Genomic DNA, 22,200 nt, shown 5'->3' with positions numbered 1-22,200 from the left:
CATCACTGTGGCCAAAATAACATCTCTGTTGTCAGGGATGATGATAACAAAATGCGCGTCTTTCATAAGTTAAGACCGGGCTGGACAGAGAAAGTTTCATCGTTTTATAAATAATTTCATCAGTTGAGGTAACCATATGCCATTGTTGGATAGCTTTACCGTCGATCATACGATTATGGCGGCACCTGCGGTACGCGTGGCCAAAACCATGACCACGCCTCATGGCGATACGCTGACCGTTTTCGACCTGCGCTTCTGCAAGCCGAATAAAGAGGTGATGCCTGAGCGCGGAATCCACACGCTGGAGCACCTCTTCGCCGGGTTTATGCGTAATCACCTGAACGGTGATGGCGTGGAAATCATTGATATTTCGCCTATGGGCTGCCGCACCGGTTTTTATATGAGCCTGATCGGCGCGCCGGATGAGCAGCGCGTAGCCAGCGCATGGAAAGCCGCCATGCAGGACGTGCTGAAAGTGACTCACCAGCGCACCATACCGGAGCTGAACGAATATCAGTGCGGTACCTATGAGATGCATTCGCTGGATGAAGCGCAGGATATCGCACGTCATATCATTGAGAATGATATTCGCGTTAACCATAACGACGAGCTGGCACTGCCGAAAGAAAAACTGAAAGAACTGCATATCTAGTCCGGGGCGGGGCGCTGTAGCTGCTCCAGAACAGAGTGACCAGGGGCGGTATTTTCCGCCCCTACTTATTTCTACGATCCCACCGATTCCTTCAAGGATTGCTGTGGACGGATCCTGACCTGCTTAATCATGTTTTCCTGCACGTCGAGAATATCGATCGCATAGTCGCCGATTTGCACTGTGGTATCCGGCAGAGGGATATCTTCCAGCGCTTCCAGAACCATACCGTTGACCGTACGTGCCTCTTCTTCCGGCAGCATCCAGTTGAACGCTTTATTCAGCTCACGCACGTTAGCGCTGCCTTCAATTAACACTGAGCCATCATTCTGCGGCATCACTTCTTCTGCCAGAGAAGGGGACATAGAGGTGGTAAAGTCACCGACGATCTCTTCGAGAATGTCCTCAATGGTAATCAGGCCCTTAATATCACCATATTCATCAACTACCAGACCCACTTTCTTTTTATTACGCTGGAATTTTACCAACTGCACGTTGAGCGGCGTGCCTTCTGGCACGTAGTAAATCTCATCAGCCGCACGCAGCATCACCTCTTTGGTGAACTCTTTTTTCTCGGTCATCAACCGATAGGCTTCACGCAGGCGCAGCATGCTGATGGTATCGTCCAGCGAGTCGCGGTAGAGCACGATGCGACCATGAGGAGAGTGGGTCAGCTGACGGACGATCGATTTCCAGTCATCATTGATATTGATGCCGACGATTTCATTACGCGGCACCATAATATCGTCGACGTTGACCTTCTCAAGATCGAGCACCGACAGCAGCATATCCTGATTGCGGCGTGACATCAGCGAGCGTGACTCATAAACGATAGTGCGCAGCTCCTCCTTGCTGAGTGCTGCGCTCATCGCGCCGTCAGCCTTGATGCCAACCATACGCATCAGAAGCCGGGTAATAGTGTTCAGCAGCCAGACCAACGGCATCATCACAATCTGCAGCGGCGCCAGTAATACGCTGCTGGGGAAAGCCACTTTCTCCGGATAAAGCGCGGCAACGGTTTTCGGCAGAACCTCGGCAAAAATCAGCACGACAAAGGTCAGAATACCGGTCGCGATAGCCACACCAGCATCACCGTAGAGACGCATACCCACGATAGTGGCCAGCGCTGAGGCCAGAATATTGACCAGATTATTGCCGATCAGTACCAGACTTATCAGCCGGTCAGGGCGACGCAACAGTTTCTCGACGCGACGGGCGCCACGATGGCCGTTTTTAGCAAGGTGCCGCAGCTTGTAGCGGTTGAGGGTCATCATGCCGGTTTCCGACCCTGAGAAATAGGCGGAAACCACAAGCATGATGACCAGCGTAATGATTAGGGCGGTGGTCGAAACATTTTCCAACGAGGAAATTCCTTAAAGTTGAGGGTCAGGAGGTTAAAAAGTGCTGAAGCATGCGGCTACCGAAGTAAGCCATGGTCAGCAGAAAAGCCCCACCGCAGTTGAACCATGCGACGCGGCGTCCACGCCAGCCCTCATGATAGTGACCCCAGAGCAAAACGATATAGACAAACCAGGCGAGGATAGAGAGCACGGCTTTATCAATATTCTCGCGGCTGAATAAGTTATCCATATAAAACAAACCGGTACAGAGTACCAGCGTCAGCAACACGACGCCAACCTGCGTGATGTGGAACATTTTACGTTCAATCGTCATCAGCGGCGGAATATCGTGACTGAATGCCAGCTTCTTGTTCTTAAGAAGATAGTCTATCCACGCCAGTTGTAGCGCATACAGCGCGGCAATAATCAGCGTAGCATAGGCAAACAGCGCCAGACCAATATGCACCATCATCCCTGGCGTCGTTTCCAGATGCGTGATGAAGGCGTTAGGCACGAAGGTCGCAAAGGCAAGATTGATCAATGCGAAGCTGTACACAATGGGCAGCAGGATCCAGCCCCGGTTGCGTGACGCAACGATGGTCATAATGGCGCATATCAGCAGGCTGACCAGCGAGCCAATATTCAACAGGCTGAGATTCTGGCCGTTGTCGAAGGCAAAAATGCGCTGCTGCAGGGCGACGGCGTGGCACACCAGCGCCACAATGGCTGACATGACCGCCAGGCGACGCCAGCCGCTCTGCTTGCGAAGCAGGCTCGGGACGATCAGTGCAAGGCTGCAAGAGTAGGCGAGAAGCGCCAGAATCGAAAAAACGGACATAAGAAGTGTCAGGTACCGGCCAGATAAGAAAAAAACCAGTATAGCGCCAGCCGCTTCTGGCTCCAAACGATCTCAACGCTGATGGCTGAGATCGCTACAGCTTCATGTTATAATCCGCCCCATTGTGTCGCCTGGCGACCTCTCATTACGCGAGCGAGAGACGATGTTTGATAATTTAACCGACAGATTGTCGCAAACCCTGCGCAATATCAGCGGCCGTGGACGGCTGACCGAAGACAATATTAAAGATACCCTGCGCGAAGTGCGCATGGCGCTGCTCGAAGCGGACGTTGCGCTGCCGGTCGTGCGTGACTTCATTAGCCGCGTCAAAGAGCGTGCGGTGGGGCATGATGTTAATAAGAGCCTGACGCCGGGGCAGGAATTCGTCAAAATAGTGCAGGGCGAACTGGTTGCCGCAATGGGGGCCGAAAATAATACCCTCAACCTGGCAGCCCAGCCGCCAGCCGTGGTGCTGATGGCTGGCCTGCAAGGTGCGGGTAAAACCACCAGCGTCGGTAAGCTGGGTAAATTTCTGCGTGAAAAGCACAAGAAAAAGGTGCTGGTCGTCTCTGCTGACGTCTATCGCCCTGCGGCGATAAAACAGCTTGAAACGCTGGCCGAACAGGTTGGGGTTGATTTCTGTCCTTCCGATCTCAGCCAGAAACCGGTCGATATCGTGAAAAACGCGCTGCAGCAGGCAAAGCTGAAATTTTACGATGTGCTGCTGGTAGATACCGCGGGTCGTTTACATGTCGACGAAGCGATGATGGACGAGATCAAACAGGTTCACGCCGCGATTAATCCGGTAGAAACCCTGTTTGTGGTCGATGCGATGACCGGCCAGGATGCCGCCAACACCGCGAAGGCGTTTAATGAAGCGCTGCCGCTGACCGGCGTCGTACTGACCAAGGTTGATGGGGATGCGCGTGGCGGTGCTGCGTTGTCGATTCGTCATATTACCGGTAAGCCGATCAAATTCATGGGTGTCGGTGAAAAGACCGATGCGCTGGAGCCGTTTTACCCGGAGCGCATTGCCTCGCGCATTCTGGGCATGGGCGACGTACTGTCGCTGATTGAAGATATTGAAAGTAAAGTCGACCGTGCCCAGGCTGAGAAGCTCGCCACCAAGATGAAGAAGGGCGACGGTTTTGATCTGAATGACTTTCTGGATCAGCTTAAGCAGATGCGCAACATGGGCGGCATGGCCAGCCTGATGGGCAAATTGCCTGGCATGGGGCAGCTGCCAGATAATGTGAAGTCGCAGATGGATGACAAAGTGCTGGTGCGGATGGAGGCGATGATTAACTCCATGACGCGTAAAGAGCGTGAAAAACCGGAAATCATTAAAGGTTCCCGTAAACGCCGCATCGCAACAGGTTCAGGTATGCAGGTGCAGGACGTTAACCGCTTGCTGAAGCAGTTTGACGACATGCAGCGCATGATGAAGAAGATGAAAAAGGGCGGAATGGCGAAGATGATGCGCGGCATGAAAGGTATGATGCCGCCGGGCTTCCCGGGACGTTAAATCAGCCGAAAAGCGACTCGGGCGAATTAGATTGCTTTTTACGCCAAAATGAGTAAAATTTTCGGGCTTTTTATATTGCACCCGGGCCCCGTTCCCTCAATGGGGCCCGGTTGTTTTATTCACTAAAGAGGATGTTATGGTAACAATTCGTTTGGCACGTCACGGCGCTAAAAAGCGTCCGTTCTATCAGGTCGTCGTTACTGACAGCCGTAATGCTCGCAACGGTCGTTTCATCGAGCGCGTTGGTTTCTTCAACCCGATCGCATCTGGTCAGGCTGAAGCACTGCGTCTGGATCTGGACCGCATTGAGCACTGGGTTGGCCAGGGCGCTACTGTTTCCGATCGCGTTGGTGCGCTGATCAAAGAAGCTAAGAAAGCAGCTTAATCTGTCACGGTGGTCAACATGAGCAAGCAACTCGCCGCGCAGTCTCCCGCTAACCCATTAGTACTGGGGAAGATGGGGTCGGCCTACGGTATCCGTGGTTGGCTCAAAGTGTTTTCCTCCACCGAAGATGCCGAAAGCATTTTTGACTATCAGCCGTGGTTTATCCAGCGGGCGGGTCAATGGCAGCTTATCGAGCTGGAAGGCTGGAAGCGCCACAATCAGGACATGATCATCAAAGTCAAAGGCATTGACGATCGTGATGCTGCAGGTCTGCTGACCAATTGCGAAATTGTCGTGGATTCTGTTCAGCTGCCGGCCCTTGAAAACGGCGACTACTACTGGAAAGACCTTATCGGTTGCCAGGTAGTTACCACTCAGGGTTACGAACTGGGAAAAGTCACTGAGCTGATGGAAACTGGTTCGAACGACGTTCTCGTCGTTAAGGCAAACCTGAAGGATGCATTTGGTGCGAAGGAGCGGCTGATTCCGTTCCTTGATGGACAGGTTATCAAGAATGTCGATCTCACTACCGGCACGATTGAAGTCGATTGGGATCCTGGTTTTTGAGCTCCGTACGAGACGGTAAAACGCCCGCGCAGTCGATGTGGATTGGCATAATCAGCCTGTTCCCGGAGATGTTCAGCGCGATTACCGATTACGGAGTAACCGGCCGGGCAGTAAAAAACGGCCTGCTCAGCATTCAGAGCTGGAGTCCTCGTGACTTTACTCATGACCGGCACCGTACCGTGGACGATCGTCCTTACGGCGGCGGACCGGGAATGCTGATGATGGTTCAACCCTTACGGGATGCCATCCACGCAGCGAAAGCAGCGGCGGGAGAAGGGGCAAAGGTGATTTATCTTTCACCTCAGGGGCGCAAACTCGATCAAAATGGGGTTTGCGAGCTGGCGACAAGCGAGAAGTTAATTCTGGTTTGTGGCCGCTATGAAGGGATAGATGAGCGCGTAATCAAAACCGAAATCGACGAAGAATGGTCGATTGGCGATTATGTACTCAGCGGTGGGGAGCTGCCAGCAATGACGCTGATTGACTCAGTCGCCCGGTTTATACCTGGTGTTCTGGGGAAACAGGCGTCGGCCGATGAGGATTCGTTCTCCGATGGCCTGCTGGATTGCCCGCACTACACCCGACCTGAAGTGTTAGAAGGAATGGAAGTTCCGCCAGTTTTACTGTCGGGTAACCATGCCGAAATTCGCCGGTGGCGCCTGAAACAGTCGTTGGGCCGTACCTGGCTAAGAAGACCTGAACTTCTGGAAAACCTGGCTCTGACTGAAGAGCAAGCAAAGTTGCTGAAGGAGTTCCAACAGGACTTTAACCAGCAACATAACGATGATGGGCATGCTGGCGGAAGCCGCAGCGCCTGAATATCAGTTTACCCAGGATAAGAGATTTAATTATGAGCAACATTATCAAGCAAATCGAACAAGAGCAGATGAAACAGGACGTACCTTCATTCCGTCCGGGTGATTCCGTGGAAGTGAAAGTATGGGTCGTTGAAGGTTCAAAGAAACGTCTGCAGGCATTCGAGGGCGTGGTTATCGCTATTCGTAACCGCGGTCTGCACTCTGCATTCACTGTTCGTAAAATTTCTAACGGCGAAGGTGTTGAGCGTGTATTCCAGACTCACTCACCTGTCATCGACAGCATCGCTGTTAAACGCCGTGGCGCCGTACGTAAGGCCAAACTGTACTACCTGCGTGAGCGTACCGGTAAGTCTGCACGTATCAAAGAACGTCTGGGCGCTAAAGCAGCATCCTAAGTTAATAGTGAACAAGGGGCTGACCGCAAGGTCGGCCCTTTTTTTTGCCTGTCATTTAGCGACGGGCAGCCTGGAGCAGCGATACGACCAGCGGCGAAAGGGCGTTGCGCAGCGCGGCGCGTTCCGACTGGAACAGCGTGGCGATAAAAAACTTATGATCGGGCAGTTCAATGCCCCGTACATCTCCCTCACTGTCCCATGCCGTAATGCGTAACGGAAAATCTCCAAGCGCCTGCACGAAGTCCGGATTGACGCCGAAGTTACAGTGGTAGCCCTCGTTCGTTTCCAGTTTGCCATAGGCACGGGCAATAAGAGATCCCGGTTTCAGCACAACATCGCCCGTTTTTTCCACCAGCGAGCAGCTGAGCGGTGAAATAACCACGCGCCCCTCAGTCTCTGTTTCCGCATGGGCGGCGTCATGCCAGCCCATCACATTGCGGGCATATTCGATAACGGCATACTGAAAGCCGCCACAGGAGCCCAGGAATGGCACGTTATTCTCCCGCGCACAGGTAATCGCCAGATAGGCACCTTCATCGTTTTGATAAGGGCTACCGGGAACAACCCAGATGGCGTCGAAATGTTGAAACAGGGCAGAGCTGGTTATCGTTTCTGTCGGCACCCATTCGGCTATTGCTGAGAGGTTCAGCGAAGCAGCGGCAAGGGCGACGGCGGAGGGAATTGCCTGGTGAGCAACAGCGGAAGAACGATAATCACCAACAAGGGCCAGTCGAAGTGGAGATTTCATGAGAGCATCCTTTACAGGAAAAAAAGAGGTTATAGCAAAAGGAGTAAATAATACAGCTGATAACAGGCGTACCGCGGCGAGGCCACTCACACTGGCTGATGGGGTCGTTCCCGCCAGAATAAGCCGTTTTATTGGCAGAGGGGAACGTTAAGGCCCGCGTATGTCTTTTCCAGGATGTGGGGGCCGTTTATGGCAGGGAACAGCGTTTCATCGATACAAGGAAGCTTCACGCCAGAGTAAGTCGTTTCTTTGGCTGCAGAGATCCCTGGCAAAGTAAGCTGCTTTAATAAGGTCGTTAAGGCCGGTAAAAATGATAAACCGCCGTGTTCACTGGCCCGCTATCCAGAATCGCCAGACCATACTGAATCCCTTTAAACTCCGCGCCACAACGCACCGCCACACCCCGGCTGGCGATGTTCTCCTCGGCGGCAAGAATTTCCACCGTATCCCTTTCCGGGCTTTGCCAGGCTTGCGCCAGCAAATAACGTACAGCCTGACTGGCAACTCCCTGACGTTGTTCACAAGTAGGAACCCAGTAGCCAATAGAGCAGAGATTGCGTTGCTCAACAGAGTAACGTAGACCGGCACCACCAAGCAGGCGGCCATCCTCAGCAAACATTCCCAGTTCGTTAGCGCTGCCTTTCTCCCGCATCAGCCGGGTCACTGCAAACCAGCAGCGGGCTTCTTCTTTGGTAAAGCCAGCATGAGGCCATGTTAGCCAGGGGAGAAGGGTATCGAGGGAACTATTAACGGCGGCCGCAAACGCTGGGGCATCTTCATTTCTGAACGGGCGAAACGCTATCTTCAACGTTATTCTCCTTTTCATCCTGTTTGGTCGGTCGGGACTTAATGGTCTCTGTATAACGTAACCTTAGGTTGTGATGAAACCCTTTTTTCAAACTGAATAAACGTGCCTTCGATGTTTGGCCTGCCAGCTACCCCTCAGTAAGCGCGACACATGCCGTTAATCAGGGCAGGCATCAGGTCGCCTGAGTTAAGCGAAGCGGCTCAGCAAGTTATGGAGGTTTAAAAGTAAAGAATTCACTCCACTTAGCTTTCAGGCGAGAGTAATGTTGTGGTGTAACGATTTTATTACACATTCTGATGGTCTGCGGGTTTTTGTTTTTTAATTATTCTTCATATAACAATAGCTTATAATTGATTTATTGAGCTGGCTTAATTTTAGTAATATAAACTGTACAACTCAGGATTGAGTTTTGTACGCGATCTGATACATTAACCCTCACAGCTTAAACAGTGACCGACGCATAACGAATTAACAGGATAATGGCCATGCACAAAGACGCGCTTAACAACGTTCATATCACCAACGAACAGATCTTAATTACGCCGGAGGAACTGAAAAAACAGTTTCCGTTGACGGAGGCGCTTGAAAACCAGATTGCCGCTTCCCGTCAGACGATATCCGATATCATCAGCGGCAAAGATCACCGTCTGCTGGTCGTCTGCGGTCCCTGTTCAATTCATGATACCGAAGCTGCGCTTGAGTATGCCCGTCACCTGAAAATCCTGTCTGAACAGCTGAAGGATCAGCTGTATATCGTTATGCGCGTCTATTTTGAAAAACCCCGTACTACCGTTGGCTGGAAGGGATTAATTAATGATCCTTTCATGGATAACTCTTTCGATATGGAAGCCGGGCTGCATATTGCGCGTCGCCTGCTGCTCGATCTGGCCGAAATGGGCTTGCCACTGGCAACGGAAGCGTTGGATCCTAACAGCCCGCAATACCTTGGCGACCTGTTCAGCTGGTCAGCCATTGGCGCCCGTACGACTGAATCACAGACTCACCGTGAAATGGCGTCCGGCCTCTCAATGCCGGTCGGTTTTAAAAACGGCACGGACGGCAGTCTGGGAACGGCCATCAACGCCATGCGCGCGGCCGCTATGCCGCACCGTTTCGTCGGAATCAACCAGAGCGGCCAGGTCTGCCTGCTCCAAACTCAGGGTAACCCGGATGGTCACGTTATTTTGCGCGGCGGTAAGCAGCCTAACTACGGCCCTGAAGATGTGGCGCAGTGTGAAAAAGAGATGCAACAGGCAGGACTGCGTCCTTCCCTGATGATAGATTGCAGTCACGGTAATTCGAATAAAGATTTCCGGCGTCAGACTGGCGTGGCAGAATCCGCCGTGGCGCAGATCAAAGATGGCAACCGCTCGATCATGGGGCTGATGCTGGAAAGCCATCTGCATGAAGGCAATCAGACTTCCGAACAGCCGCGCAGTGAGATGCGCTACGGCGTCTCCGTGACCGATGCCTGCATTAACTGGGAAACAACGGAAGAACTGCTGCGTGAAATACATCGGGATTTAGACGGCGTGCTGACGGCGCGTGTGTCACAAGAGGGGTAATAATGGTCGCTGAACTGACCGCGCTACGCGATAAAATTGATGATGTGGATAAAGCGCTGCTCGACCTGCTGGCCAAAAGGCTGGAGCTGGTCGCTGAAGTCGGAGAAGTTAAGAGCCGGTACGGGCTGCCCATCTATGTGCCGGAGCGTGAAGCCTCTATGCTGGCTTCACGACGTAAAGAGGCCGAACGGCTGGGCGTCCCACCGGATCTGATTGAGGACGTATTACGCAGGGTCATGCGTGAGTCCTATTCGAGTGAGAATGATAAAGGTTTCAAAACGCTCTGTCCGACGCTTCGTCCCGTGGTGATCGTGGGCGGCAGAGGTCAGATGGGGCGTCTGTTTGAAAAAATGCTGACGCTCTCCGGCTATCAGGTAAAAATCCTCGATAAAGAGGACTGGGCGCAGGCAGAAAGCCTGCTGTCCGGTGCCGGTATGGTTATTATCAGCGTTCCGATTCATCTTACTGAAGAGGTGATCGCGACGCTGCCAGCGCTGCCGGAAGACTGCATTCTGGTAGATCTGGCGTCGGTGAAAAACAGTCCGCTTCAGGCGATGCTGGCCGCGCACAACGGACCGGTGCTGGGGCTGCATCCTATGTTTGGTCCGGACAGCGGTAGTCTGGCGAAACAAGTTGTCGTCTGGTGTGACGGACGTCAGCCTGAAGCCTATCAGTGGTTTCTGGAGCAGATCCAGGTATGGGGAGCGCGTCTTCATCGCACCAGTGCGGTTGAACATGACCAGAATATGGCCTTTATCCAGGCGCTGCGTCACTTTGCCACGTTCGCCTACGGGTTACATCTGGCAGAAGAGAATGTGCAGCTGGATCAGCTGCTGGCGCTCTCATCACCGATTTACCGGCTGGAGCTGGCGATGGTTGGACGCCTGTTTGCCCAGGATCCTCAGCTCTATGCGGACATTATCATGTCTTCGGACAGTAATGTGGCGCTGATTAAGCGCTATTATCAGCGCTTCGGTGAAGCAATCAAGCTGCTTGAACAGGGCGATAAACAGGCCTTTATTGACAGCTTCCGCAAAGTGGAGCACTGGTTCGGTGACTACGCCCAGCGTTTTATGCTGGAAAGCCGTACGCTGCTGCGTCAGGCTAACGACAACCGGCTATAACTCATCATCTCTAAGGCCGGAAACGGCCTTATCATGACTGAACCCCGCTTCCAGAAATATCTCCCGCGCCTCTGCCGAACATAAAAAATCGCCCAGCGGTTGTGCTGCGTGGTGACATAACGCAAACGCATAGTCGGCACGAACCTGATAAGGCGATGGCACCGGCAGCGTGACAAAATCCGCTCTGGCCGCCATCAGTGAAGCATAACTCTGATAGCCAATAAAAATATCTGCCTGTCCGGTTTTCAACAGCCAGGTAGCAGCAAGTTCCCCCGGCGGAACGGGAAGACTGTCAGCGCCGCCCACCAGTTTCAGAGCCCGACGCTTCAGATCCTCTCCCAGACCTTGATGCTGTTTTTCGATACGATCAAAAAGCTGCCAGGTGTAATCCCCAGAGGGATCGGACAGGGGCGTTGACGTGCCGATCCGCAGAGCGGGATCGGCCAGTAGCGACAGCCAGTCGCGTTGTGCAAGCGCCGCCGGAAGCGTCAGGCAGAGTTTATTATGCGTAAAAATAGTCACGCCCAGCGCTTTCCCCAACAGTAAGAGCTTTTGCGGATGCGCCCGATTAGCAGAAGCGAAAAGATCGCATTTTTCACCCTGTTCAATTCGTTCCCGGAGAAGCCCTGCCGGACCAAATGCCGTTATGATCTTTGTAGCAGGTGACTGAGTTTTAAAAGCGGCCATCAGCGATGGCCAAACCGGTCTGAGGCTGCCGGCGGCAAGCACATAGATATATTTATCTTCGGCCATCTGCAGTTTTCTCACTTTAGTCATTACTGCCGGTGTATGAAGCGCGGTAGAAACGCTGATACCACGTATTGGTGCGCTGCTGCATATCAATATCACTAAATGTTGCCGGGTAGAGCTTTTTCGCCATCCACAACTCGCCCAGAGCCATCGCTTCCGGCATAGGATAACCCCATGCCTTTGCATATTCCGGCATCAGCCAGACGCGATGGTTTTTTACCGCATCAACGGCCTGCCATGCCGGTTGCTGCTTTATTTCGTCAAGTACGCGGGGATAACGGTGCTGGATGAAAATCACCTGAGGGTTCCAGGCGATGATTTGTTCCATCGAGACTTGCTTATAGCCTTTGATCGTTGGTGCTGCGACGTTGCGTGCGCCTGCGTGGATCATCATCAGGCCAGTGTATTTACCGGATCCGTAAGTTGTCAGCTCCGGGTTCGCCATATAAACACGCAGGCGCTCGGCCTCCGGGACAGATTTTAACCGGTCATGAGTTAACTGACGCGAGCTGAAAGTAGCGGCAATCAGCGCCTCAGCCTGCTCCGGCTTATTGACGATCTGGCCGATCAGGCGGATCCCTTCCTGCAGCCCTTCGTTATAAGCCTGCTCATCATCAGCGAGCACCGGATTAAGTTTGCTCTGCTGCGTTGCGTCGCCGGCACGAAGGGAGATAGCAATAGTGGCGATGCCCAACTGCTGGATCTGATCGATCATTTCCTGCGGTGCATAGTTGGTGACAAAGACTACCTGAGGACGTAGCGCCACCAGTTTTTCCAGATCAACATGGGTAAGATCGCCCAGCGTCGGCAGTTTGTTCAGTGCTGGTACCAGCCGGGCATAATCATCGCCCAGCTGCTGTTTCCAGTTGCCAAGAATTCCCACCATTTTATCCGTAGCATCAAGCTGCACCAGCAGGTTTAGCGTCTGATGTTGTAGCACCACAACCCGATCGACGTTATCCGGAATAGTGACCTGCCGGCCAAGCTGATCGGTCACCTGACGCGTAGCCTGGCAGGAGAAAGAAAATAGGCTGATAAACACCAGGCCGAGTGCGGCCCTGAAAAAGAGTGGCATAAAAGATCCTGTTATTTCGCTGTATAAGTAATTATATAGCGATAAGCAAAACAGGGGAAGAGAACTACGGAAAGAGGAGGAAAGCAGCCATCCGTTAAGATGGCTGACGTGGCGGTAACTTATTCAGGCATAACGGGGACAATATTTTCGCCTGGATAACAGCCCAGCACTTTCAGAGAACGGGTGATAGGCGTCAGTTCACGCAGCGCCTGCTGAACCTCTTCTGAGCGAAGGTTGCCCTGGAAATCGATATAAAACATCTCTTCCCACGGATTACCGTTAATAGGGCGTGACTCCAGTTTACTCATCACCAGATTGTGCTGGCGAAGCACCAACAATGCTTCGACCAGCGCGCCAGCCTGTTGACCGGTTGCCAGGATCAGGGTCGTCTTGGCCGGAACCTGAAGCGATACCTCAACCGGTTTACGGGCCAGAATGATAAAGCGGGTAATATTCTGTTGCTGATTTGCGAGATTACGCTCCAGCACCTGTAATCCGTAGAGTTCACCGCCCGCTTCGCTGCCCAGCGCCGCGACCTTAGGTGAATTAAGCGCTGCAACCCTTTCCATCGCGGCGGCGGTGCTTTCGGTGTATTCAATTTTCCAGTGTGGGAAACGGTTAATAAACTGGCTGCACTGCTGGAAGGGTTGAGGATGGCTATAGACTGTTTCGATCTGCTGTAAATCGGTGCTTCCCGTCACCAACACGCAGTGATCGATAGGAATCGTCATCTCACCCACTATTGACAGACTGGTTTGCTGCAAAAGGTCGTAAACCTCATTGATAGAGCCTGAGCTGGTATTTTCAACAGGCAGCACGGCGTAATCAGCCTGGCCCGTTTCCACCTGATTGAAAATATCCTGAAATTTCAGGCAACCGCTCTCGATAAAATTATCGAAGTGACGCGCGGCGTAATGGCGGGCAGCGAGATGAGAGTATGAACCTTTCGGCCCAAGAAAGGCCACGCGGGCAGATTGTGCACTGGTTTTATTAAGATGCTTTTGCAGCAGCGCCTGCTGGGTCAGTACGGAGTCTTCAATAATCAGCTGAAAAAGGCGTGTGATGTAATGCGCATCCAGATTGTGGCTTTTACCGAGCGTAATAAGATGTTCAAGCAGATCGCGCTCGCGATCAATGTCGCGCACCGGCCTGTGAGAGGCCATTTTTGCTGCGGCAACCTCAATCGCCAGCGCCCTGCGCTGAGCCAGCAGGCCCAGCAATTCTTCGTCCAGAGCACTGATTTTGTGGCGCAGGCTCAGCAGTGGATTTTCAGCGGTCATAGTCCTACCTGTCAGATGTCCATAAAAAAAAGCCTCCCGGAGGGGAGGCTTTATTGTTCGTCTTCGTATTCATTTTCACACGACGAATGGCCTCCCGTTCAGGGGAAGGTAAAAAAGAATGCGAAGAAGAACAGCCGTTTTTTCATGATGATGTCCACAAGGGGGAAGAGAGTAAAGTAACCGCTAATTTCTTTCTGTCAATAAAAAACGCGCCCTGAGGCGCGTTCGTATTCATCATAATTCTTCATCGACAATACTGAAGTCTTTAACGCTGGCGTTGGCGCGGCGGGCTTCGCCTTTATGCTGAACCTTGTTCAGCTGACGCTCCAGCTTGTTAATCAGTTCGTTGATAGCGGCGTACATATCATCATGTTTCGCGCTGGCAATCAGCGGGCCATTAGGCGTGTTGATAGTCGCATCGGCAACGAATTCCTTCGGCTCTTTGGAAAGAACGATGTGAGGATTAATCAGGTGGGTTTGCCACTTTTCGAGCTTGGCGAGACGGTCTTCGACATGCTGGCGGATAGCTGGAGTGATTTCCATGTGCTTGCTGGTAATGTTGAGAACCATAGTGCTTACCTCTACTCATTTCCGTCGAATGTAGGTTCAGCATACCCTGAAAAGCGGGCAAAAGGGTGCTTCAGATCATGTTTTTTTGTCACTTTTTGTCAGGTTTGCAAATTCTGTGAGGTGGTCTGGTAAACAGCGCTTCGGGGGTTGAGAAGTATCTCAAAGCCGGGCAGGATCGATGAGTTAACGCGATGACAAACAGCTGTAAAACTGGTTAAAAAAAGGGCAGCGCTCAGCGCTGCCCTTTTTTATGTCGGTGCTTAAGCCTTATTCGTGGCGATGATCTTCGCCACTTTATCCGCTTGTGCAGTAAGCTGCAGCTGGCGGTAGGCATTTTCCATCAGCGGCAGAGCCGTACGGGTCGCCTGCGTATCCGGGTAGTCTTTCATCATTTGCTCAACGCGATTAACTACTGCAACATAAGCTTCGCGCTTAGTGTAGAATTGAGCGACAGCAAGTTCATATTTTGCCAGACGATCTTTCAGGTACACCAGACGCTTTCTCGCATCGGTGGCGTACTGGCTGTTCGGATAACCGCGCAGCAGCTGAGAGAAGTCCTGGAAAGCAGCACGCGCATGGGTCGGATCGCGATCGGAACGATCGATACCGAAGAAGCCCTGTAACGCGCTGTCATCCAGCGCCATATCCGTCAGGCCCCGCATATAAATGACGTAATCAATATTCGGGTGAGTGGGATTCAGACGCATGAAGCGGTCGATGGCAGCCTGTGCCAGCGGCAAATCGGCATTTTTATAGTAAGCGTAGATCAGGTCCAGCTGAACTTGCTGGGAGTAAGGTCCGAACGGGTAGCGGTTATCAAGCGCTTCCAGTTGCGTTATTGCTCCTTTAAAGTTACCGTCCTGCAGTTTTTGCTGGGCTGTGGCATAGATCTCAGAAGGGGGGTTGTCAGGCACCGCTTCCTTCGAACCGGAACAACCAGCTAATGCCAGGCTCAACGTGGCTGCAGCCACCAGATATTTCATACGCGTCATGACGATTTGATTATCCTCAGAGTGTTATTCAGGAAGCTGTCCGTATAGCCCCCGATAGTGACCAGGTACAATAGCACATTATATTAAACGGCATCGCCGTGAAAACCCAACGTTAACGAAGAAGCTGTTTATGGCACAACAAGTAAAACTCAACGCAACGGTCTCCGAATCGCAACTCGGACAACGCTTAGATCAGGCTTTGGCCGAATTGTTCCCTGATTATTCCCGATCCCGTATAAAAGAGTGGATTCTCGACCGTCGCGCTAGCGTTAATGGCGTAATCATCGACAAACCCAAAGAAAAAGTCCTCGGTGGCGAACAAATCGCTATTGATGCAGAAATAGAAGAGGAAGCGCGCTGGGAAGCGCAGGATATTCCTCTGACGATTGTTTATGAAGATGACGATATTCTGGTCATCAACAAACCGCGAGATTTGGTCGTGCATCCTGGTGCCGGCAATCCTGATGGTACGGTGCTGAATGCGCTTTTGCATCATTTTCCTGCCATTGCCGATGTGCCCAGGGCCGGGATTGTACACCGCCTGGATAAAGACACCACGGGCCTGATGGTGGTCGCTAAAACCGTTCCCGCTCAGACTCACCTGGTGGAATCCCTGCAATTGCGGGAAATCACGCGTGAATATGAAGCTGTCGCCATTGGCCGGATGACGGCGGGTGGCACGGTAGATGAACCTATTAGCCGCCACTCCACTAAGCGTACGCATATGGCCGTTCACCCGATGGGAAAACCGGCGACCACGCACTACCGTATTATGGAGCATTTCCGCGCCCATACGCGTTTGCGCCTGCGCCTTGAAACCGGTCGCACCCATCAGATCCGTGTGCATATGTCTCATATTGCTCATCCGCTGGTGGGCGATCAGCTTTATGGTGGCCGTCCACGTCCGCCTAAGGGCGCTTCAGAGGCTTTCATTAATACCTTGCGTAAGTTTGATCGTCAGGCCCTGCATGCGACCATGCTGCGCCTTTACCACCCCATTACCGGTATTGAAATGGAATGGCATGCGCCGTTACCTCAGGATATGGTTGATTTGATCAATGCCCTGAAAGTGGATACGGAAGAGTTTAAAGAACAGATGGACTGGTAATGCACCTTATCACGCCGTCGTGGACGGTTCCGGTTGGCGTGGCGGCCTGTTCCACCACGCGCCGGGGTGGATTCAGCCATGCGCCATGGGATTCGCTGAATCTTGGGGCGCATGTCGGGGATGCGCCAGAAAGTGTACAGGCGAATCGCGAGCATCTGGCTGTGCGGGCTGGTATGCCTTCTCAGCCCGTCTGGCTGGATCAGGTTCATGGCACTGACGTGCTTCAGCTGACGGCCACAACGCCACACTCTCTGCGGGCCGATGCTGCTTATACCCGGCAACGGGGCGTGGTCTGTGCCGTTATGACGGCTGACTGTTTGCCAGTGCTGTTTGCTTCGCGTGATGGTAAGGAGGTGGCTGCGGCGCATGCCGGTTGGCGTGGATTATGCGCTGGCGTTCTTGAAGCCACGCTTGATGCCTTTATTTCTCCCCCGGAAGACGTTGTCGCCTGGCTGGGTCCTGCTATTGGACCCGCTGCTTTTGAAGTGGGGCCCGAAGTCAGAGAAGCGTTTCTGGCTGTAGATCCAGATGATTATGTCGCTTTCCGCCCCGTTGGCGATAAATATTTTGCCGATATCTGGCAGCTGGCGAAAGGGCGTCTGAGGCGGCAAGGCCTGCGCCATATCACGGGTGGCGGGCTATGCACCTATTCTGAACCAGAGCAATTTTTTTCTTATCGGCGCGAACCTGCAACAGGGCGTATGGCAAGTTTAATCTGGCTGAGATAACCTAGCGGCATAAGACGATCCAGGCTGATGTATATTTCGCCAACTATTTCGGGTCATTTAACTTGAAAATTTGAGGGATGACCTCATTTAATCTCCAGTAGCAATTTGACCTGAAAGGGGGAATTATGCGTCTGGATCGTCTTACTAACAAATTCCAGCTTGCTCTCGCCGATGCCCAGTCTTCCGCACTGGGACGCGACAATCAATTTATAGAACCTCTGCATCTGATGAGCGCACTGCTCAATCAGGAAGGCGGATCCGTGCGTCCTTTACTGACGACTGCTGGCGTCGATGTGGCCGCTCTTCGTACTGCCGTGGAGCAGGCTATCAGTCGTTTGCCTCAGGTGGAAGGCACCGACGGCGACGTCCAGCCTTCAGCCGATCTCGTGCGGGTACTTAATCTGTGCGACAAACTGGCGCAGAAGCGCGCCGACAATTTCATCTCATCTGAACTCTTTGTGCTCGCCGCGCTTGAATCTCGTGGCTCGCTAGCCGACTTACTGAAGTCTGCCGGGGCGACCAGTGAAAAGCTGACTAAGGCGATTGACCAGATGCGTGGAGGAGAAACCGTGAACGACCAGGGGGCGGAAGATCAACGCCAGGCTTTAAAGAAATACACCATTGATCTGACCGAACGCGCTGAGCAAGGGAAACTTGATCCGGTTATTGGCCGTGATGAAGAGATCCGCCGTACCATCCAGGTTTTGCAGCGCAGGACAAAAAACAATCCTGTGCTGATTGGTGAGCCAGGGGTAGGTAAAACGGCCATTGTCGAAGGGCTGGCGCAGCGAATCATTAATGGTGAGGTGCCGGAAGGGCTGAAAGGGCGTCGGGTACTGGCTCTGGATATGGGCTCGCTGGTGGCGGGCGCGAAATATCGCGGTGAGTTTGAAGAGCGGTTGAAAGGCGTACTCAACGATCTGTCGAAACAGGAAGGGAATGTCATTCTGTTTATTGACGAGCTGCACACCATGGTTGGGGCAGGTAAAGCCGATGGCGCCATGGATGCCGGCAATATGCTGAAACCAGCGCTGGCGCGGGGTGAGCTGCATTGCGTTGGTGCCACCACGCTTGATGAGTATCGGCAGTATATTGAAAAAGATGCTGCGCTTGAGCGCCGCTTCCAGAAAGTCTATGTGGCTGAACCGAGTGTGGAAGACACTATTGCGATCCTTCGCGGTCTGAAAGAGCGCTATGAACTGCACCACCATGTGCAGATTACCGATCCGGCTATCGTTGCGGCGGCGACCTTATCGCATCGCTATATTGCTGACCGTCAGCTGCCAGACAAAGCAATTGACCTGATTGACGAAGCGGCATCAAGCATTCGTATGCAGATAGACTCTAAACCCGAGTCACTCGATCGCCTTGAACGCCGTATCATTCAGCTGAAGCTGGAGCAGCAGGCGCTGAAAAAAGAAGCTGATGACGCCAGCATCAAACGTCTCGATATGCTGGAAGAAGAACTGGGTCAGAAAGAGCGTGAATATTCTGAGCTGGAAGAGGAGTGGAAAGCAGAAAAAGCCTCGCTCTCTGGAACGCAGACGATAAAAGCAGAGCTGGAGCAGGCGAAACTTGCAATGGAGCAGGCGCGTCGTTCAGGCGATCTGGCGCAGATGTCTGAACTTCAGTACGGACGCATTCCAGAGCTGGAAAAACAGCTCGCGCTGGCAACGCAGTCAGAAGGCAAAACCATGCGGCTGCTGCGTAACCGGGTAACTGATGTGGAAATTGCTGATGTGCTGGCCCGCTGGACGGGGATTCCTGTCGATCGCATGATGGAAGGTGAGCGGGATAAGCTGTTGCGAATGGAGCAGGAACTGCATCAGCGCGTTATCGGTCAGGATGAATCGGTAGAAGCCGTGTCAAACGCGATTCGCCGTAGCCGTGCAGGACTTGCGGATCCGAACCGGCCAATTGGGTCGTTTCTGTTTCTGGGGCCAACGGGGGTCGGTAAAACCGAGCTCTGTAAGGCGCTGGCGAACTTTATGTTCGACAGTGACGATGCCATGGTCCGGCTCGATATGTCCGAGTTTATGGAGAAACATTCGGTGTCGCGTCTTGTTGGTGCGCCTCCCGGCTATGTCGGTTATGAAGAAGGCGGCTATCTGACAGAGGCTGTTCGTCGCCGGCCATACTCAGTGATATTGCTGGATGAAGTCGAAAAGGCGCATCCCGATGTGTTCAATATCCTGCTGCAGGTGCTGGATGATGGACGACTGACTGATGGACAGGGCAGAACCGTTGATTTCCGTAATACGGTAGTAATCATGACATCTAACCTGGGGTCGGATCTGATTCAGGAACGTTTCGGCGCGCTCAGCTATGCGGAAATGAAAGAAGTTGTCATGACTGTGGTAGGGCAGCATTTCCGCCCTGAGTTTATTAACCGTATTGATGAGCTGGTGGTATTCCATCCATTGGGCGAACAGCATATTGCTTCGATCGCCAAAATCCAGCTGCAACGGTTGTACGATCGTCTGGAAGATCGCGGCTACCAGCTGCATATTTCGGACGCTGCGTTACAGCTGCTTGGTAAAAATGGTTACGACCCGGTCTATGGAGCAAGGCCGTTGAAACGGGCAATTCAGCAGCAGATTGAAAACCCGCTGGCGCAGCAAATCCTTTCTGGAGCGCTTGTGCCCGGTAAACCAATTGAAATGGATGTTGAGGATGGCAATATCACTGCGCATCAGTAAGCGCAGTTTTGTAAGAAAATGGGCCTTCGGGCCCATTTTTGTTTATTAACCAGGCGTAAAATGTCGTTTATACAGCCACTGGTTTAAAAATTAAGCGGTTGAAACTTTTTTGATGATTAAACCTTGTCAGCTGACGGAAACTCCCTATAATGCGCAACCACTGAGACGGCACAACGGCTTACAGGCCGGCGGCTCAGGAGGTTCAGGAAGCTGAGCCGCCGGAGAAAAACTTCTGAAAAAGAGGTTGACTCTGAAGGAGGAAAGCGTATTATACGCCACCTCGCAGTAAGTCGCCAAGGCGCTTACCGCAACGCTCTTTAACAATTTATCAGACAATCTGTGTGGGCACTCGCAGGATTGATATCAGCGTCTCCGGACGCAAAAAATATCAAGTCTTAAGAGTGAACACATAATGAAATTCATTATGAGTGTTTTACACTTGAGCATCGCTTAACGTGTTTAAGCAAATCAAGCTTTTAATTGAAGAGTTTGATCATGGCTCAGATTGAACGCTGGCGGCAGGCCTAACACATGCAAGTCGGACGGTAGCACAGAGGAGCTTGCTCCTTGGGTGACGAGTGGCGGACGGGTGAGTAATGTCTGGGAAACTGCCCGATAGAGGGGGATAACTACTGGAAACGGTAGCTAATACCGCATAACCTCGCAAGAGCAAAGTGGGGGACCTTCGGGCCTCACGCTATCGGATGTGCCCAGATGGGATTAGCTAGTAGGTGGGGTAATGGCTCACCTAGGCAACGATCCCTAGCTGGTCTGAGAGGATGACCAGCCACACTGGAACTGAGACACGGTCCAGACTCCTACGGGAGGCAGCAGTGGGGAATATTGCACAATGGGCGCAAGCCTGATGCAGCCATGCCGCGTGTATGAAGAAGGCCTTCGGGTTGTAAAGTACTTTCAGCGGGGAGGAAGGCGGTGAGGTTAATAACCTTACCGATTGACGTTACCCGCAGAAGAAGCACCGGCTAACTCCGTGCCAGCAGCCGCGGTAATACGGAGGGTGCAAGCGTTAATCGGAATTACTGGGCGTAAAGCGCACGCAGGCGGTCTGTCAAGTCAGATGTGAAATCCCCGGGCTTAACCTGGGAACTGCATTTGAAACTGGCAGGCTAGAGTCTTGTAGAGGGGGGTAGAATTCCAGGTGTAGCGGTGAAATGCGTAGAGATCTGGAGGAATACCGGTGGCGAAGGCGGCCCCCTGGACAAAGACTGACGCTCAGGTGCGAAAGCGTGGGGAGCAAACAGGATTAGATACCCTGGTAGTCCACGCCGTAAACGATGTCGACTTGGAGGCTGTTCCCCTGAGGAGTGGCTTCCGGAGCTAACGCGTTAAGTCGACCGCCTGGGGAGTACGGCCGCAAGGTTAAAACTCAAATGAATTGACGGGGGCCCGCACAAGCGGTGGAGCATGTGGTTTAATTCGATGCAACGCGAAGAACCTTACCTACTCTTGACATCCACGGAATTTAGCAGAGATGCTTTAGTGCCTTCGGGAACCGTGAGACAGGTGCTGCATGGCTGTCGTCAGCTCGTGTTGTGAAATGTTGGGTTAAGTCCCGCAACGAGCGCAACCCTTATCCTTTGTTGCCAGCGATTCGGTCGGGAACTCAAAGGAGACTGCCGGTGATAAACCGGAGGAAGGTGGGGATGACGTCAAGTCATCATGGCCCTTACGAGTAGGGCTACACACGTGCTACAATGGCGCATACAAAGAGAAGCGACCTCGCGAGAGCAAGCGGACCTCACAAAGTGCGTCGTAGTCCGGATCGGAGTCTGCAACTCGACTCCGTGAAGTCGGAATCGCTAGTAATCGTGGATCAGAATGCCACGGTGAATACGTTCCCGGGCCTTGTACACACCGCCCGTCACACCATGGGAGTGGGTTGCAAAAGAAGTAGGTAGCTTAACCTTCGGGAGGGCGCTTACCACTTTGTGATTCATGACTGGGGTGAAGTCGTAACAAGGTAACCGTAGGGGAACCTGCGGTTGGATCACCTCCTTACCTGAAGATACTTTCCCGCGTAGTGTCCACAACAGATTGTCTGATAGAAACGTTAGAGCAAGACGGCTGCGAAGTCGTGACACTTCTGTGTCCCCTTCGTCTAGCGGTTAGGACTCCGCCCTTTCACGGCGGCAACAGGGGTTCGAATCCCCTAGGGGACGCCACTTGCTTGGTGACAGGTGAAAGGTGTCTCCACGAAATATCTCAAAACTGGCTT

General features: G+C 52.7%; 21 protein-coding genes, 1 tRNA gene, 1 rRNA gene and 1 other annotated feature. Of the genes, 13 read left to right on the top strand and 10 right to left on the bottom strand.

Annotation, left to right across the window (positions count from 1 at the left end; translation table 11 throughout):
• Positions 1-136: 136 nt before the first annotated feature.
• Positions 137-652: an S-ribosylhomocysteine lyase gene (luxS, locus tag EA20_RS0103460; protein WP_024965509.1), complete on the top strand. Its 516-nt coding sequence runs from the start codon at positions 137-139 to the stop codon at positions 650-652.
• Positions 653-723: 71 nt separating this feature from the next.
• On the opposite strand, the gene EA20_RS0103455 is transcribed toward luxS, so the two are convergent.
• Both EA20_RS0103455 and EA20_RS0103450 read right to left on the bottom strand, forming a co-directional pair.
• Positions 724-2,010, bottom strand: coding sequence for an HlyC/CorC family transporter (locus EA20_RS0103455; protein WP_024965508.1), 1,287 nt, complete (start codon positions 2,008-2,010; stop codon positions 724-726).
• A 25-nt stretch (positions 2,011-2,035) separates the two neighbouring features.
• On the bottom strand, positions 2,036-2,827 hold the full coding sequence (locus EA20_RS0103450; protein WP_024965507.1) for an inner membrane protein YpjD: 792 nt from the start codon (positions 2,825-2,827) through the stop codon (positions 2,036-2,038).
• Between the two features lie 163 nt (positions 2,828-2,990).
• On the opposite strand from EA20_RS0103450, the gene ffh reads away from it, so the two are divergent.
• The 5 genes from ffh (at position 2,991) to rplS (ending at position 6,517) form a co-directional block, all read left to right on the top strand.
• Complete coding sequence (gene ffh / locus EA20_RS0103445; RefSeq protein WP_024965506.1) at positions 2,991-4,352, top strand: signal recognition particle protein; 1,362 nt, start codon at positions 2,991-2,993, stop codon at positions 4,350-4,352.
• A gap of 136 nt (positions 4,353-4,488) precedes the next feature.
• Complete coding sequence (gene rpsP, locus EA20_RS0103440) at positions 4,489-4,737, top strand: 30S ribosomal protein S16 (RefSeq protein ID WP_024965505.1); 249 nt, start codon at positions 4,489-4,491, stop codon at positions 4,735-4,737.
• 18 nt (positions 4,738-4,755) lie between these two features.
• Positions 4,756-5,304: a ribosome maturation factor RimM gene (gene rimM, locus EA20_RS0103435; protein WP_024965504.1), complete on the top strand. Its 549-nt coding sequence runs from the start codon at positions 4,756-4,758 to the stop codon at positions 5,302-5,304.
• A gap of 35 nt (positions 5,305-5,339) precedes the next feature.
• On the top strand, positions 5,340-6,122 hold the full coding sequence (gene trmD, locus EA20_RS0103430) for a tRNA (guanosine(37)-N1)-methyltransferase TrmD (RefSeq protein WP_024965503.1): 783 nt from the start codon (positions 5,340-5,342) through the stop codon (positions 6,120-6,122).
• Positions 6,123-6,154: 32 nt separating this feature from the next.
• Positions 6,155-6,517: a 50S ribosomal protein L19 gene (gene rplS, locus EA20_RS0103425; RefSeq protein ID WP_024965502.1), complete on the top strand. Its 363-nt coding sequence runs from the start codon at positions 6,155-6,157 to the stop codon at positions 6,515-6,517.
• 55 nt (positions 6,518-6,572) lie between these two features.
• Here rplS and EA20_RS0103420 read toward each other — a convergent pair whose 3' ends face one another.
• Together EA20_RS0103420 and EA20_RS0103415 are read right to left on the bottom strand one after the other, a co-directional pair.
• Positions 6,573-7,265, bottom strand: a complete 693-nt coding sequence (locus tag EA20_RS0103420) for a CTP synthase (protein ID WP_024965501.1) — start codon at positions 7,263-7,265, stop codon at positions 6,573-6,575.
• A gap of 295 nt (positions 7,266-7,560) precedes the next feature.
• Positions 7,561-8,073 carry a GNAT family N-acetyltransferase gene (locus EA20_RS0103415; protein ID WP_024965500.1) on the bottom strand — a complete coding sequence of 171 codons (513 nt, stop codon included), beginning with the start codon at positions 8,071-8,073 and terminating at the stop codon, positions 7,561-7,563.
• 485 nt (positions 8,074-8,558) lie between these two features.
• Here EA20_RS0103415 and EA20_RS0103410 point away from each other — a divergent pair, with 485 nt between their 5' ends.
• Complete coding sequence (locus EA20_RS0103410) at positions 8,559-9,638, top strand: 3-deoxy-7-phosphoheptulonate synthase (RefSeq protein ID WP_024965499.1); 1,080 nt, start codon at positions 8,559-8,561, stop codon at positions 9,636-9,638.
• 2 nt (positions 9,639-9,640) lie between these two features.
• Positions 9,641-10,762 carry a bifunctional chorismate mutase/prephenate dehydrogenase gene (gene tyrA / locus EA20_RS0103405; RefSeq protein ID WP_024965498.1) on the top strand — a complete coding sequence of 374 codons (1,122 nt, stop codon included), beginning with the start codon at positions 9,641-9,643 and terminating at the stop codon, positions 10,760-10,762.
• Here tyrA and EA20_RS0103400 read toward each other — a convergent pair.
• The 6 genes from EA20_RS0103400 to bamD form a co-directional block, all read right to left on the bottom strand.
• A complete protein-coding gene (locus EA20_RS0103400; protein WP_038381519.1) occupies positions 10,757-11,515 on the bottom strand; it encodes a substrate-binding domain-containing protein in 759 nt (252 codons plus the stop codon). The genes tyrA and EA20_RS0103400 overlap by 6 nt on opposite strands.
• Positions 11,516-11,531: 16 nt before the next feature.
• Positions 11,532-12,587 carry an ABC transporter substrate-binding protein gene (locus tag EA20_RS0103395; protein ID WP_024965496.1) on the bottom strand — a complete coding sequence of 352 codons (1,056 nt, stop codon included), beginning with the start codon at positions 12,585-12,587 and terminating at the stop codon, positions 11,532-11,534.
• A gap of 119 nt (positions 12,588-12,706) precedes the next feature.
• The gene (pheA, locus tag EA20_RS0103390; RefSeq protein WP_024965495.1) at positions 12,707-13,867 is read right to left on the bottom strand and encodes a bifunctional chorismate mutase/prephenate dehydratase; all 1,161 of its coding nucleotides are present in this window, start codon (positions 13,865-13,867) and stop codon (positions 12,707-12,709) included.
• Between the two features lie 22 nt (positions 13,868-13,889).
• Positions 13,890-14,014, bottom strand: a sequence feature (Phe leader region).
• Positions 13,966-14,013, bottom strand: a complete 48-nt coding sequence (locus tag EA20_RS20960) for a hypothetical protein (RefSeq protein WP_200868308.1) — start codon at positions 14,011-14,013, stop codon at positions 13,966-13,968. It overlaps the preceding feature by 48 nt.
• 87 nt (positions 14,015-14,101) lie before the next feature.
• Complete coding sequence (raiA, locus tag EA20_RS0103385) at positions 14,102-14,437, bottom strand: ribosome-associated translation inhibitor RaiA (RefSeq protein WP_024965494.1); 336 nt, start codon at positions 14,435-14,437, stop codon at positions 14,102-14,104.
• A 260-nt stretch (positions 14,438-14,697) separates the two neighbouring features.
• A complete protein-coding gene (gene bamD / locus EA20_RS0103380; RefSeq protein WP_024965493.1) occupies positions 14,698-15,429 on the bottom strand; it encodes an outer membrane protein assembly factor BamD in 732 nt (243 codons plus the stop codon).
• Between the two features lie 130 nt (positions 15,430-15,559).
• Between bamD and rluD the strand changes: the two genes are divergently transcribed.
• From rluD to EA20_RS0103355, 5 genes are all read left to right on the top strand, one after another.
• Positions 15,560-16,537, top strand: a complete 978-nt coding sequence (gene rluD, locus EA20_RS0103375) for a 23S rRNA pseudouridine(1911/1915/1917) synthase RluD (protein ID WP_024965492.1) — start codon at positions 15,560-15,562, stop codon at positions 16,535-16,537.
• The gene (gene yfiH / locus EA20_RS0103370) at positions 16,537-17,265 is read left to right on the top strand and encodes a purine nucleoside phosphorylase YfiH (RefSeq protein WP_024965491.1); all 729 of its coding nucleotides are present in this window, start codon (positions 16,537-16,539) and stop codon (positions 17,263-17,265) included. The genes rluD and yfiH overlap by 1 nt, the downstream gene beginning before the upstream one ends.
• 125 nt (positions 17,266-17,390) lie before the next feature.
• The gene (clpB, locus tag EA20_RS0103365) at positions 17,391-19,964 is read left to right on the top strand and encodes an ATP-dependent chaperone ClpB (RefSeq protein WP_024965490.1); all 2,574 of its coding nucleotides are present in this window, start codon (positions 17,391-17,393) and stop codon (positions 19,962-19,964) included.
• A gap of 477 nt (positions 19,965-20,441) precedes the next feature.
• Positions 20,442-21,983 (top strand): 16S ribosomal RNA (locus EA20_RS0103360).
• 89 nt (positions 21,984-22,072) lie between these two features.
• Positions 22,073-22,147: transfer RNA gene (locus EA20_RS0103355), tRNA-Glu, on the top strand.
• Positions 22,148-22,200: the final 53 nt, after the last annotated feature.

The sequence above is a fragment of the Pantoea sp. IMH genome, assembly GCF_000599885.1.
Lineage (GTDB): Bacteria > Pseudomonadota > Gammaproteobacteria > Enterobacterales > Enterobacteriaceae > Erwinia.
This window is presented reverse-complemented; position numbering and strand designations above follow the sequence as displayed.

Excerpts from the sequence above, each read along its gene's own strand:
- yfiH (WP_024965491.1), top strand. The coding sequence starts at position 16,537 with ATGCACCTTATCACGCCGTCGTGGACGGTTCCGGTTGGCGTGGCGGCC.
- ffh (WP_024965506.1), top strand. The coding sequence starts at position 2,991 with ATGTTTGATAATTTAACCGACAGATTGTCGCAAACCCTGCGCAATATC.
- pheA (WP_024965495.1), bottom strand. The coding sequence starts at position 13,867 with ATGACCGCTGAAAATCCACTGCTGAGCCTGCGCCACAAAATCAGTGCT.
- bamD (WP_024965493.1), bottom strand. The coding sequence starts at position 15,429 with ATGACGCGTATGAAATATCTGGTGGCTGCAGCCACGTTGAGCCTGGCA.
- EA20_RS0103395 (WP_024965496.1), bottom strand. The coding sequence starts at position 12,587 with ATGCCACTCTTTTTCAGGGCCGCACTCGGCCTGGTGTTTATCAGCCTA.
- rplS (WP_024965502.1), top strand. The coding sequence starts at position 6,155 with ATGAGCAACATTATCAAGCAAATCGAACAAGAGCAGATGAAACAGGAC.
- EA20_RS0103420 (WP_024965501.1), bottom strand. The coding sequence starts at position 7,265 with ATGAAATCTCCACTTCGACTGGCCCTTGTTGGTGATTATCGTTCTTCC.
- EA20_RS0103400 (WP_038381519.1), bottom strand. The coding sequence starts at position 11,515 with ATGGCCGAAGATAAATATATCTATGTGCTTGCCGCCGGCAGCCTCAGA.
- EA20_RS0103450 (WP_024965507.1), bottom strand. The coding sequence starts at position 2,827 with ATGTCCGTTTTTTCGATTCTGGCGCTTCTCGCCTACTCTTGCAGCCTT.
- luxS (WP_024965509.1), top strand. The coding sequence starts at position 137 with ATGCCATTGTTGGATAGCTTTACCGTCGATCATACGATTATGGCGGCA.
- rimM (WP_024965504.1), top strand. The coding sequence starts at position 4,756 with ATGAGCAAGCAACTCGCCGCGCAGTCTCCCGCTAACCCATTAGTACTG.
- clpB (WP_024965490.1), top strand. The coding sequence starts at position 17,391 with ATGCGTCTGGATCGTCTTACTAACAAATTCCAGCTTGCTCTCGCCGAT.
- rpsP (WP_024965505.1), top strand. The coding sequence starts at position 4,489 with ATGGTAACAATTCGTTTGGCACGTCACGGCGCTAAAAAGCGTCCGTTC.
- raiA (WP_024965494.1), bottom strand. The coding sequence starts at position 14,437 with ATGGTTCTCAACATTACCAGCAAGCACATGGAAATCACTCCAGCTATC.
- trmD (WP_024965503.1), top strand. The coding sequence starts at position 5,340 with ATGTGGATTGGCATAATCAGCCTGTTCCCGGAGATGTTCAGCGCGATT.
- rluD (WP_024965492.1), top strand. The coding sequence starts at position 15,560 with ATGGCACAACAAGTAAAACTCAACGCAACGGTCTCCGAATCGCAACTC.
- tyrA (WP_024965498.1), top strand. The coding sequence starts at position 9,641 with ATGGTCGCTGAACTGACCGCGCTACGCGATAAAATTGATGATGTGGAT.
- EA20_RS0103410 (WP_024965499.1), top strand. The coding sequence starts at position 8,559 with ATGCACAAAGACGCGCTTAACAACGTTCATATCACCAACGAACAGATC.